Origin of the sequence: Streptococcus australis (assembly GCF_901543175.1) — a bacterium.
In the GTDB taxonomy this organism is placed as follows: Bacteria; Bacillota; Bacilli; order Lactobacillales; family Streptococcaceae; genus Streptococcus; species Streptococcus australis_A.
This window is the reverse complement of the sequence record NZ_LR594040.1, coordinates 288857-301179: the sequence shown is the minus strand read 5'-3', so window position 1 is coordinate 301179 and position 12323 is coordinate 288857. Positions and strand designations below refer to the sequence as shown.

The window sequence follows — 12323 nt, the reverse complement described above, 5'->3', positions numbered from 1 at the left end:
ATCCTACCCTTCACTCTGCACCGCCTACTGATATAAGTTCTATATTATGTGCTACTCTATCTTCTACTGGTGGTAATTTCATGTAATCACCGTAGATTTCGCTTAAATATTCCTTGTACTTTGTCGGACAGTTTATCATCGTATCATCAAAAATAAGAGAAACAGGTTCTTTAAAATACTCTCTCGGAACTATTTCCCTCTCCCTATATCTACCTAGAACATTCCCAACGTAACGAGAAGTTTTAAAATCATATTTCTGAATAAGTTTATGCAGACTCTTTACTAAGACATCTTTTGGAAGTAGCTTTTGGATTCTTAGCGTTTTAGATATTTTAACTATAAGATTCTCTACGGTTCCGCGATCTTTGTCTTCAAGCTGGTCCAAAACTGATATTTTACAAAGCATTCTTTGAAACAACACTCTAGAACTATGTAATTTAGCTGCAAAACTCCCCTTTTCTGGATAACCATCTAGAGGAAAAATATCGATAAAGACATTGCTTTCCAAATTTGCAAATTTAACAATCACATTTTTATCGACCAATTGAGTTATATCGAGATTTAGAGGATTATTGACTATCTTTAAATAGCTTGGTAATAAACGTGGAGCTACTTTTTTAAACTTTTCATAATCTTCCCTCGGCATGCCAATATCAATATCATCATCCCAAGGGATAAATCCTTTGTGACGTACTGCTCCAAGCAATGTTCCCCCTAGAGCATAGTAGGTCAAATTATTTTCTTCACAAATATTAATAAATTCTTTCAAGATAGACAGAATCTTGTTTTGAATAATTTTGATATCCGACATACTTTTCTCCTCTGTAAAAACGATACAATTCGATATATAATAGTACTCCTGTTCAGTATTCTCTTAAATCTGTAGCTGACTAATACTACTTAATTTCCCATTATATTATTTTTTCAAACGAATCATTCTCTAACATTTAATCTCTTTCGCTGGAAGATTGATAATCAGAATATATTAAACTTCCTATCAAAATCCAAAATATATTGTACTGAAGGTACAAATTCAAATCATCAATTATTGAATGGAAACTCATCAATATCAAAATAAAAGTAAGAACCCATTGACGTCTCTTAATAACTTTAAACAAAGTTAAGGTTAACAGTATAATCATCAATACTAGGATTAGCAAACCGTATTTTTGTAAAATTTGCATATACAAATTATCCACATATAGATACGTCTGATAAATTTTTACTCCCTCTGTAGTGAGACCATTCCCAGTCCATTCAACTTGTCGGCCAAACAAACCAAAGCCATATAGCTGCAGAGATTTATTCGTCAAATATATACGATTACCTAACATGTAGTTTAATTCATAAAGAAAATTATTAACAAAAACATTAGTTGAATTGAGATAAGTAAATGAAATCCAAAAACTCACTAGTGCATTTACAATAAAGGTAAATTTAAAAATACTAAACATACGTCCTAATTTAGAGAAAAGATCAGGAAACCACTTTATTAATAAATTGCAAATCAACAGTATACAGGAACTATAAAATGTCAAACGAGAATCAGTCTGTTCATATACCCAATAAACAGATAAAGCTAGCAAGAACAACTGCCAATAATAGATTCTATTTTGCTTTAAATAAAATACAATAGCAACTACATTCATTAGCAGAGCCGACGGAAATAAAGCATATCTAAAGCCCAAATAGTTACGGACTCTCCCAGAAATCTCTAAATAATTAGGTATAACTCCCAATTTAGCACTTATTATAACAAACAATAACAAGCATACACTTGTCACTAAAGCAATTTTCGCTACATTTTTAAACGGAATATCACGTAAAGCATAAATAAACAATATACCTACTGCGATATTAGAATTGATAGTGCCCATTTCCCCTATAATAAAGTAAAGTAAAATTGTAGCAAATAATCCAATGAGTGTTTTGTAATCATACTTTCTTTTAAATGACTCTTTTGTAAACAAAAGAAAGAGTAAAGTAGCTACCACTATTTTATAAACTTCTTTAGGTAAATATTGAGCATAAAAAGTCACACTTAATATTGAAATAATTAAAAATATCCCTAACGCAACAAGAGCTAAAATTTCTGGCAAATACTTTATTTTTACTATTAATTTCATTCTTATTGTTCATCCCTATCTAAAAACTCTGACCATACTTCTTTCCAAAAAATTTTGCCATTAAGAAGGATTTCCCTTTTTCAAACAAATCCACCTTTTCCATATACATAAATGGAAGCTCTTTTGGCTTAATGTCCTTATGTTTCAACCACACATTAAATAATAATTCACTAACACGACCGAATAGCCTAGCTTCAAACGGTGTTAACTGGGATACATCTATTTGCTCATACATCTTGTCTAAAATAGGAAATAACCAAGAAAAATACTGATTTGCCAAATCTTTTTTCATAATAAACATATTGAACATGTAACCACTACGTTGCTTCATGACCTTATCAAAGGCCGTTAAATATTCTGGGCTTAACTCTTTAATTACATCACGAGAAATATGAAGATGATTTCCATCCAAGGTGTGAGCATAGTGAGAATAGAGTGTTTCAATATAATATCGCCTCTTCTTAGGAACCAGAACATCATTTGTCAAAAGAAGATTATCTAAATCATCTCGAGATAAAATAACTTCATCCATACTGATATAATCTGAATATCTTTGTGATCTTTTGGTAAAATAACGGCGATAGTGTACCAAACCTAGATAATCACAGTCTAAGTTCTTCCACGCCCAGTAAAGTCCTGTTAATTCACAATAATATGGATTTAAAGATGAAATATTATCACCAGTATTATCTCCAATAAAACCGATATCTGATTTTCCTTCTCTCCCAACATGTATTGGAAGATAAAGAGTATTATCGTGAGGCATTCTAGCCTTCTTGTGTGTTGCTACAATGACTTTTACATCTATCAATCTACTTCGCTCCATCTCTCATAAATACAACTTTAACTGTCTTCAATAAAATTTCAATGTCTTTCCAGATTGTCCAACCGTCTATATAGGCCACATCTAATTTGACAACCTCATCGAAATTCTTGATCTCACTTCGTCCGCTAATCTGCCATAACCCTGTTATACCAGGTTTAAAACTTAGACGACGTTTTTGTTCTGGGGTATAGTGCTCATATTCATCCACTGTTGGTGGTCGTGTACCAACCAAACTCATATCTCCCTTTAGAACATTATAAAACTGTGGCAGCTCGTCCAAGCTAGTCTTCCGTATAAAGCGACCAATTTTCGTGATACGTGGGTCATCATCCACCTTAAACATTCCACCCTGCATGGTATTTTGTTCCATGAGTTCTCTTTTTTTCGCCTCGGCATCTACACACATAGAGCGAAACTTGTAAAAAGTGAAGTGGCGCCCATTTTTTCCTATACGCGTCTGAGCAAAAATAGCAGAGCCCCCATCCTTTCGAATCAAAGGAACCAGTACAACACTGACTAGACCACATAGTATCAGCCCTACCAATGCACCCACGATATCAATAATCCGCTTAGCAATCACGTGGCTCGTCTTATAAAATGTTGTAGAAAAAGTCACAACGTTTAATCCTGCCATCTCACGAATTTGCTTGTTACGTGCCAAACTACGATCAAAAGCATTTAGATTGACTGTTACATCAATTCCCATCGTTTCAAACTGAGAGACAAGCTCTCCAATATTGTATTTTTCACTCGGAAGATTGATAAAGACTTCATCGACTACCTCATGAGTCGCAAAGTCTACTATCTCCTCCTCTGCTACTACCTTTAAAGAATTATGCTGAAAGTCTGGTTTATCTAAGACACTGACGGCTACCAACTCCCCAACAACCTCATTTGATTCTATTAATCTATCCAGTACCTTTTCGACACGAGAAGTTGCTGTAAGTAGGAGAATCTTCTTACTTCCTTTAAAATTGGGATAAGCTCGCTTCCAATACCACTTGATAAATAGGTTTAGCACATAGACTAAAAGAGCATGTAATGTGAGGAAGTAAATCATGCCTCGTCTGGAAATACTAAATCGATCTTCTAAGAAAAAATTAGAAATACTAATCGCTAGCGCAAAGAATAGGATATACTTCAATGTCTGGACAAGTTCAATCAAATATCCCCTTTTAAAGAAATCTTGTCCATAATCACTGATATAAAAGACAAAATAATGGAGGATATAAAGTGCAATAGCTGTTGTTGAAACAATCTCCGTTTCCCTCACAGCGCTAAGCAGATAAGTCAATAAAATAACAAGAAAACTCTGGATTATGGCCAATGAAGGCTTTACTACTTTTCCATTCATCTCTATCCCCCAACCTATTTTTTATTTTTTTCCGTAATCTCCATAATTTCCATAAGAACCGTATTTGTCCACTGAAGTATCGAATCTATTCAACACAACTCCTAAAAACGGCTTCCCAGTTTGTTCCAACTGTTCCTTCGCTTTTTGAATATCCCGTCGATTTGTTTTACCTGCTGCTGTCACTAAAATAGAGGCATCGCATTTTCGCGTAATGATAGCCGCATCAATCACAACACCGACAGGAGCAGTATCTACAATGATATAGTCAAAATATTTACGCAAGGTTTCAAGCATTGTACTGAAATTCTTACTTTGAAGAAGAGCTGTCGGATTTGGTGACACAGAGCCAGCCTGAATGACAAAGAGATTTTCGATATTGGTATCACAAAGCCCCTGTGACAGGTCTGTAGTCCCTGATAAAAATTCTGTCAGACCTGTAATTTTATCCCTTGCTTTAAAGACACCTGACATAACAGAATTGCGAATATCTCCATCAATCAGCAGCGTTTTGTAACCTGCACGCGCAAAAGCCCAAGCGATATTGGTGGAAGTCGTTGATTTTCCTTCTCCTGATTTCACAGAAGTGATAGAAAATACTTTCAAATCATCTCCACTTAACTGTAGGTTCGTGCACAAAGCATTATAATACTCCTCTGCCTTTTTTACAAGATCCAATTTTGCCTGTGAGATTTCTAACGTTGGCATAACTTCCTCCTATTTCATTTTGTCCAAATCTGGAACGACCCCTAGAAGTGGAATTTGCAGTACATCTTCGACATCTTCAGGACGTTTCACACGGGTGTCGAGCAACTCAATCAAAAGAACAGCAATTACTGTTACGACTGCTCCTCCAAGAAAACCTAACAAGGAATTGCGTTGAACATTTGGAGATGAGGGAGTCGTAGCTGGTCGCGCTTCTTCAAGTGTCGTTACATCAGATACTCGCGTTACAGCGATAATCTTTTCTGCAGCAACTTCTCGTAGAGAATTAGCGATGCGACTGGCTTCCTCTGGTTGTTTATCCTTGACAGAGATTGAGACGATACGAGTGTCAGCTGGTACAGTCACTTGAACTTTACTAGCTAACGTTTTTGATGGCATATCCAATTTCAAATTTGTCGCTACTTTTTCCAATACATCCTGCGAAAGGATAATTTCACGGTAGTCTTTTACCAGATAAGATCCTGCCTGCAAGTCCTGATTTGTCAGCCCCGGCTTGTCTCCTTGATTACGGTTGACTACGTAAATACGCGTGGTACTCGTATATTCTGGCTTAACAATAAGAGTGCTATATGCAAAAGCTCCCGCACCTGTCACAAGTGCCACTAATAAAATCATTAGCTTGCGTTTCCACAAGGTTTTAAGTAATTGAAATACATCGATTTCTATCGTGTTTTGTTCTTTCATCATTTCTCCTAAATTAGTTGATCCATTATAATTTTTCGAGGGTTGTCTATAAAAAGTTCCTGAGCCTTCGCTTCTCCGTATTTTTGGGAAACAAGGTCATATGCTTCTGCCATATGAGGAGGTCTACCGTCTAGATTGTGCATATCACTTGCAATGACATGAACCAAATCCTGCTCTAAAAAATACTGAGCTCTTTTTTTCATGAATTTATAACGTTCTCCAAAAAGTTTGGGTTTGAGGACATGTGAACTATTTACTTGCGTGTAACAGCCCATATCGATCAGTTCTCGAACGCGTTTTTCATTATTTTCAAGAGCATCATAGCGCTCAATGTGGGCAATGACTGGAGTAATTCCCAACATCAAGATCTTGCTCAAGGCACTATGAATATCGCGATAAGGGGTGTTCATACTAAACTCTATCAAGGCATAACGACTATCATTAAGAGTTGGAACCCGCTTTTTTTCCAGCTTATCCAGAACATCTGGTGTGTAGTAAATTTCAGCCCCATAAGCAATGACCAAGTCACTCGCCACTTCCTTAGCTATTTCCCGAACCTGTAGAAAGTTTTCTGCTATCTTCTCTTCCGGAGTTTCAAACATGCCCTTGCGACGATGAGAGGTAGAGACAATGGTTCGCACCCCCTGCCTGTAGGCTTCTGTCAAGAGAGCCTTGCTTTCCTCTCTTGACTTGGGGCCATCATCTACATCAAAGACAATGTGCGAATGAATATCAATCATTTCATTTTCCCTCCAACACGTCTTGAATAGCAGCTTTGACAGATGCAAGGCTACTGTCGTCAATTTCCATCATGTAAAGGTTACTATCTGGCATCGCATAGGAAGGAAGATCCATCCGTCCTGTACCTTTCAAGTCTTGCGAATTCACTTTGTAAGTTCCACCACTTTCTAACTGAGCATTGACCAAATTCATCATGGTCTCAAGTGGCATATTTGTTTGGATAGAATCTTGCAAGCTATCAATGATCGTACTATAATTTTTCAGTGCTTCGGTTGACGTTAATTTTTGAAGGATAGCCACAATCACCTTTTGTTGATTGCGCCCGCGATCACGATCGCCATCTGCTAGGGAGTAGCGCTCACGAACAAAACCGAGAGCCTGTTCTGAATCAAGATGAACATTGCCTGCAGGGTAATACTTTCCATTCGTATGGGCAGTAAATTCTTGATCATTATAAACATCAATTCCACCCAACAAATCAATCAATTTCAAAAACGAAGTGAAGTTCAATCGCACATAGTAATTGATATCCACTCCATAGAGATTTTCTAAGGTGTGAATGGACGAATCAACTCCATAAATGCCCGCATGAGTCAATTTATCTTTTTGATTATTTCCACCATCTGCGATTGGTACATAGGCATCACGCGGCGTTGTAGTCAAGAGGATTTTCTTGGTATCTCGATTGACAGTCATCAGGATATTGACGTCTGAACGCGACACCGAACTAATAGGACCATAGGTGTCAATTCCACTAACATAGATATTGAAAGACTGACTCTTTGAAGTTTTAGGAGCTTCTACTTTTTTGGTGAATCCCTTGGTATAAATCTTTTTAATCTTTGACGCGTAGTCTGGATACTCTGACTCGATGATATTTTCAAAGACACTATTTAAGACAATGGCTTTGGTATCTCCTGCAATCAGACTCTTGTAAGCCGCCAAGTAAGACGAACTCTGGTCGACCGTCAAATCGGTATTCTGACTTGATTTGATATCAGCTAGTAGTTTTTGGATGTTTTCATTATCAGTCCCAGTCGGTGCTGTCACACTCGTCAGTTGCGTAACATTCCCAATCTCACTATCTGCTAAAACAGCGACACTGATCGAATATTCTGAGTAATTAGAAGTCGCATTTAAACGATTGGTCAGTCCAACAAACTGCTGTACTGCAAAGAGCGACACAGAGCTGACAAGGATAGAGAACACCAACAGAAAAATAGTAAATTTTTCAGCTTTTTTATAGATAATCAAGAGTAGCCCTACTAAGGCAACTAGTAGGACTAACGCAGTTGCCGCTAGATTAAGATATCTAAAAGCAAGGATATGGTATTTAAAAATCAAAAACAATAAAAAGCCAGCCAACAATAGATAAACAGCTAACAAGGCTATGTTAACGCTTCGCTTTACTCTCCCCGAGCGAGATCTCTTTGAACGTTTCGTCATGACACTCCCCTATACTATAATAATTAAAGTAATTATATCACAAAAGTAAGGTAAATTCCATTTATTCCCACAATTCTCAGCGTTTTCATTCATTTTTTCTTAGCTATATTTCGAAGTGACCGTTTTCATTATTTAGGGGCTTGAGCAAACAAAAATAAGGTCCCTTGCAAGAGACCTTATTTCAACTTTTTATTTGATATGATTTTCAAATTCTTTTTGACTTTGTTCGATGGCTTTTTTTCTTTCTTCTTCCCACTTAGTCTTGGCTTCATCAAATTGTTTCTTGGTAACAGGATCTTTTTGTAGTCTCATGTACTTGTAGTTGTTTCCATCACCTTTTATTCCCACTAGAGAGTAGGCACGTGTGAATGGAGTTACTTTGGTTACAGAGGCTGTACCACCATTTGACATAGCAGACATGACTAGAGAATTGTCAATCATCCAAGCTTGAGCTTCAGCGTATTTTTCATAACGCTTAGCGACGTCTTGATTCTCAGCATCTGCTTCTTTTAGAAGTTTTGTATAGGTATCTAATCCTAGACTCTTGATCAATTCTTGATCTTCCTTAGCATCTAGACCGAAAATTTTGAGATAAAAACCATCTTCGGCATTAAATGGATCCAGATAAGTTGACGGATCTTGATAATCACCAACCCAGCCATCAAAGTTCAAATCGTAATCACGAGCTGCTGGATTTGGTGCTAGGAAAGCGACATTCCCAAAGTCATCCGTTGAAAGCTGTTGAACATCAATGACGATATTCTCAGAACCTAATACTGTTTCAAGTGTCTGTTTAAGTGAATTCATACCCGAAACCGCATTTTTATTGGTTTGATCAACTGGGACATCCAAATGGATCGGGAAGGTAACCCCTTGGGCTTCCAATTCCTTTTTAGCTTCCGCAAATTTTGCTTGGGCCTTTTCCTTGTTGAAGTAACCGTCTTGGGCATCCGCCAAGTTGATTCCTGACCACTCAGTTCCGTAGTTCACAAGCTTTGAAGCTGTTACTTCTCCAAAGGTCTTATCTCCCACCTGGACAAAAGTAGGGGGAACAAGGGTATTTCGAAGGGTCTTACTTGCCGCTTCTTGACCGTTAGATTGGGCAGAGTAGGTCGTACGATCGATGGCAAAGTTCAAGGCCTGACGGAAATTCTTATTTAAAATCGCTGTTTGAGTTGAGTTCTTTTGTTGATCTGATGTTTTTGCAGTATGGTTATAGGCTTTACGGTTAACGTTAAAGTTGAAGTACCAAGAAGTCTTGTCTTGTAAGCTATAAACGATATTGTCTTGGTATTTTTCTTTCGTCTTGGCATAGCTCGAGCTATTTGGATAGACTCCCGCAAGCGTATAGGCGCCACTTTCAAAGTTTCGAATGGTCATCTCCTGATCAGAGCCATCAAAATATGCTAATTTAACTTTCTCAATAGTTACCTTGTCATGATCATAGTAGTTAGGATTCTTCACATACTCGATGGAAGATTTTGATGTGAAATCTTTTAACAAGTAAGGCCCATTGTAAAGAATGCTATTTGGCGTCAAGGTTCCAAATTCTTTGTCCTTTGACTTCAAGAACTCTTCGTTAGCTGGGAAAAGGATACTGTTAGTTGTCTTTGAGTTCCAGTAGGGCTCTGGTCGAGTCAAAGTGTACTCAACCGTATAGTCATCCAAGGCTTTCACACCAACTGTTGTGAAGTCATTGGTCGCACCTGTCACATAGTCATTCAATCCCTTGATAGAGTTTTGGATGAGATCCATGGCTTGCCCCTTGTTGTCCGCAGCATACTTAATCCCAGTGACAAAGTCTTGGGCTTTAACTGGAGCGTACTCTTCTCCATCAGCAGTATACCACTTGGCATCTTTTCTGAGTTTATAGGTATAGGTCAAACTATCTGCCGAAACTGACCAGTCTTCAGCTAGAGCTGGCGTTAGATTTCCATAGCTATCATTTTCTAGCAAACCATCCACAAGATTAGTAATCACGGAAGTGTTATCTGCATAATAGTCTAAAAGATAGTTAAATGTCGTTGGATTCGCACTAAATGTTGATGAGAAAGTGCTTGTATCAGTATTTGACTGTCCACAAGCTGTCAGTAAAATCCCTGTAGCTAGGACAAGACCCGTTCCGATGAGTCTTTTTTTCATGTTCATCCTTTACTCCTTTATGTCACTTTTTATAACATAACCATATTTTATCAAATTTATCCTAAATTGTAAAGTTCCTAGTTTTACGACGACTGATGTCTCAAAACCAGAAAAAGGAAGTACAGATTTTCTGCAACTTCCTTTTCTTTTATAGACTATTTAACGTGTTTTTCTAGCTCTTTTTGGTATTTGGCATTTGTTTCAATCTTTTCTTTCTGCCATTTCTTGAGAGCTTCTTCGTATTCTTTTGTAGTCACGACATCATTTTGCAATTCCAAACCTTTGAACACAAATGGATCTCCCTTAATTCCGACTTGAGAGTATGCTTTTGTGAATGGTACAGTACGGCTAACAGTTGGAGAACCACCTGAAGAGGCAACTGGGATCAAGAGCGAGCTATCAGATACCCAAGCTTGAGCTTTAGCATATTTCTCATAACGCTTATTGAGATCGCTTGTTTCAGCTGCGGCATCATCCAAGAGTTTCTTGTATTTGTCTAGACCAACTTGAGCCATCACTTCTGGATCTTTTCCGCGAGTGATACCCAAGTGTTTAAGGGCAGAGCCCTTCTTAGCATCAAGAATGTTTAGGTAGGTAGCTGGGTCTTGATAGTCTGGTCCCCAACCAGTTCCATTCAGGTCATAGTCTTTTTGTGCTGGAACCTTAGCTTGAGAAGTAATGCTCATTTTCTCATTATCGGTCATTTGAAGGACATCGACAATGACATTCTCCGTACCAAGTGTTGATTCGATAGACTGCTTGAGTGAGTTAGTTTGTTGAACAGCAATGACATCGGTCTGTTCAACTGGAACATCCAAACGGATTGGGAAGGTCACACCCTTAGCCTGCAATTCTTCCTTAGCTTTAGCAAAGGCTGCCTTGGCTTTTTCAGGACTGTAAAGCGTATCCTTACCATCTGTAAGGGCTACATCTTTCCATTGGTCTCCATAAGAAACCAACTCTGCCTGTGCCAACTCTCCAAATGTCTTTTCACCTACTTGAACGTAGTCATGAGGAACTAGACTATTACGGATAATTTTGTCCGCACCTTCTTCACCATTCAACTGAGCCGTATAAGCGTGACGATCAAGGGCAAAGTTCAAGGCCTGACGGAAGTTCTTGTTGAGAAGAGCTTCTTTTGTTGATGTTTTTTGAGCCTCGTCGGTTTTGGCTGTTTTATTGTAAGACTGGCGGTTTACGTTAACAGTGAGGTAGTAGCTTGTAGCTTCTTGTGGACTGTAGACAATCTTATCTCCGTACTCTTTCTTAGTTGACTCAAAGTTTGAGCTTGTTGGGAAGAGACGAGCTGTTGTATAGGCACCTTGTGTAAAGCTACGAATCAAGGATTCTTGGTCGGAACCATCATAGAAGGTTAGCTTGATGTTGTCAATCTTAACATTGTCCTTGTCCCAATAGTTTGGATTCTTTTCATACTCGATGACTGATTTTGAAGTCAATGATTTCAAAAGATAAGGGCCGTTATAAAGAATACTTGATGGTGTTGGTGCACCGTAGTCGCTCCCTTTAGAATTCAAGAATTCTTCATTAACTGGAAGCATGGTAGCAGTTGTAACTTTAGAGTTCCAGAAACTTTCTGGTTTGTTGAGCGTATATTCAACCGTGTAATCGTCAACAGCTTTCACTCCTACAGTAGAAAAGTCATTGCTTTCACCACTGATGTAGGCAGCCAAACCTTTGATAGAATCTTGAAGAAGAGAGAGGCCGTCTGATTTGCCATCAGCTGCGTGTTTCAGACCAGTAACAAAGTCCTGAGCCTTGACTTCAGCATACTCTTCCCCCTCAGAAGTATACCATTTGACTCCCTTACGAAGTTTGTAGGTATAGGTCAAGCCATCTTTAGAAACGGACCAGTCTTCTGCAAGTGATGGAATTAAATTTCCATACTTATCATTTTCCAAAAGGCCATCGACAACGTTGGCTATAACGTCAGAAGTTGAGCTCTTGCTCGTCACGCTGTAGTCCAAAGATGATGGATCCATAGCATAGACATAAGAAAATGTCTTGGGAGCATCAGCCTTTTTTTCGCTTTGCCCACAAGCGGTTAACAGAAGGGCCGCACTCAAGACAGCACCTGCTCCTAAGAGCCACTTTTTCGATCTCATAAGTAATCTCCTTTAAGATAGTGTTTCCACCATTATACCCTATTTTTTCATAAAAGCAAGGACTTTTGGATGATTTTTTAGAAAATTCTAACAAATATTTTTTTAAGATTTTTCTACACAATTTTTAGTAAAAAACCTCAAGCTTCAAAAGCTTGAGG

10 protein-coding genes are annotated in these 12323 nt (G+C 38.0%); all 10 read right to left on the bottom strand.

Annotated elements, in window-relative coordinates:
* Positions 1-10: 10 nt before the first annotated feature.
* The 10 genes from FGK98_RS01665 to FGK98_RS01620 all read right to left on the bottom strand — a co-directional run bounded on the left by FGK98_RS01665 (position 11) and on the right by FGK98_RS01620 (position 12165).
* On the bottom strand, positions 11-811 hold the full coding sequence (locus FGK98_RS01665) for a LicD family protein (protein WP_138099759.1): 801 nt from the start codon (positions 809-811) through the stop codon (positions 11-13).
* A 136-nt stretch (positions 812-947) separates the two neighbouring features.
* Positions 948-2126 carry a polymerase gene (locus FGK98_RS01660; RefSeq protein WP_138099758.1) on the bottom strand — a complete coding sequence of 393 codons (1179 nt, stop codon included), beginning with the start codon at positions 2124-2126 and terminating at the stop codon, positions 948-950.
* 19 nt (positions 2127-2145) lie between these two features.
* Positions 2146-2952 (bottom strand): DUF4422 domain-containing protein, encoded by an 807-nt coding sequence (locus FGK98_RS01655; RefSeq protein WP_455164703.1) that lies wholly within the window; start codon positions 2950-2952, stop codon positions 2146-2148.
* Complete coding sequence (locus FGK98_RS01650) at positions 2939-4306, bottom strand: sugar transferase (RefSeq protein WP_138099756.1); 1368 nt, start codon at positions 4304-4306, stop codon at positions 2939-2941. The genes FGK98_RS01655 and FGK98_RS01650 overlap by 14 nt, the downstream gene beginning before the upstream one ends.
* Positions 4307-4327: 21 nt before the next feature.
* Entirely contained in the window at positions 4328-5011 is a 684-nt protein-coding gene (locus FGK98_RS01645) for a tyrosine-protein kinase (RefSeq protein ID WP_138099755.1), read from the bottom strand.
* Between the two features lie 9 nt (positions 5012-5020).
* Entirely contained in the window at positions 5021-5713 is a 693-nt protein-coding gene (cpsC, locus tag FGK98_RS01640) for a capsular polysaccharide biosynthesis protein CpsC (protein WP_138099754.1), read from the bottom strand.
* Between the two features lie 8 nt (positions 5714-5721).
* Positions 5722-6453, bottom strand: a complete 732-nt coding sequence (gene cps4B / locus FGK98_RS01635; protein WP_138099753.1) for a capsular polysaccharide biosynthesis protein Cps4B — start codon at positions 6451-6453, stop codon at positions 5722-5724.
* Between the two features lies 1 nt (position 6454).
* Positions 6455-7900, bottom strand: coding sequence for a capsular polysaccharide--peptidoglycan transferase Cps4A (cps4A, locus tag FGK98_RS01630; RefSeq protein ID WP_138099752.1), 1446 nt, complete (start codon positions 7898-7900; stop codon positions 6455-6457).
* Between the two features lie 189 nt (positions 7901-8089).
* Positions 8090-10048 (bottom strand): peptide ABC transporter substrate-binding protein, encoded by a 1959-nt coding sequence (locus FGK98_RS01625; RefSeq protein WP_138099751.1) that lies wholly within the window; start codon positions 10046-10048, stop codon positions 8090-8092.
* A gap of 149 nt (positions 10049-10197) precedes the next feature.
* Positions 10198-12165 carry a peptide ABC transporter substrate-binding protein gene (locus FGK98_RS01620; RefSeq protein ID WP_138099750.1) on the bottom strand — a complete coding sequence of 656 codons (1968 nt, stop codon included), beginning with the start codon at positions 12163-12165 and terminating at the stop codon, positions 10198-10200.
* Positions 12166-12323: the final 158 nt, after the last annotated feature.

Bases quoted from the DNA above. Each gene is read 5' to 3' on its own strand.
- FGK98_RS01665 (WP_138099759.1), bottom strand. From the start codon at position 811: ATGTCGGATATCAAAATTATTCAAAACAAGATTCTGTCTATCTTGAAA.
- FGK98_RS01660 (WP_138099758.1), bottom strand. From the start codon at position 2,126: ATGAAATTAATAGTAAAAATAAAGTATTTGCCAGAAATTTTAGCTCTT.
- FGK98_RS01655 (WP_455164703.1), bottom strand. From the start codon at position 2,952: ATGGAGCGAAGTAGATTGATAGATGTAAAAGTCATTGTAGCAACACAC.
- FGK98_RS01650 (WP_138099756.1), bottom strand. From the start codon at position 4,306: ATGAATGGAAAAGTAGTAAAGCCTTCATTGGCCATAATCCAGAGTTTT.
- FGK98_RS01645 (WP_138099755.1), bottom strand. From the start codon at position 5,011: ATGCCAACGTTAGAAATCTCACAGGCAAAATTGGATCTTGTAAAAAAG.
- cpsC (WP_138099754.1), bottom strand. From the start codon at position 5,713: ATGAAAGAACAAAACACGATAGAAATCGATGTATTTCAATTACTTAAA.
- cps4B (WP_138099753.1), bottom strand. From the start codon at position 6,453: ATGATTGATATTCATTCGCACATTGTCTTTGATGTAGATGATGGCCCC.
- cps4A (WP_138099752.1), bottom strand. From the start codon at position 7,900: ATGACGAAACGTTCAAAGAGATCTCGCTCGGGGAGAGTAAAGCGAAGC.
- FGK98_RS01625 (WP_138099751.1), bottom strand. From the start codon at position 10,048: ATGAACATGAAAAAAAGACTCATCGGAACGGGTCTTGTCCTAGCTACA.
- FGK98_RS01620 (WP_138099750.1), bottom strand. From the start codon at position 12,165: ATGAGATCGAAAAAGTGGCTCTTAGGAGCAGGTGCTGTCTTGAGTGCG.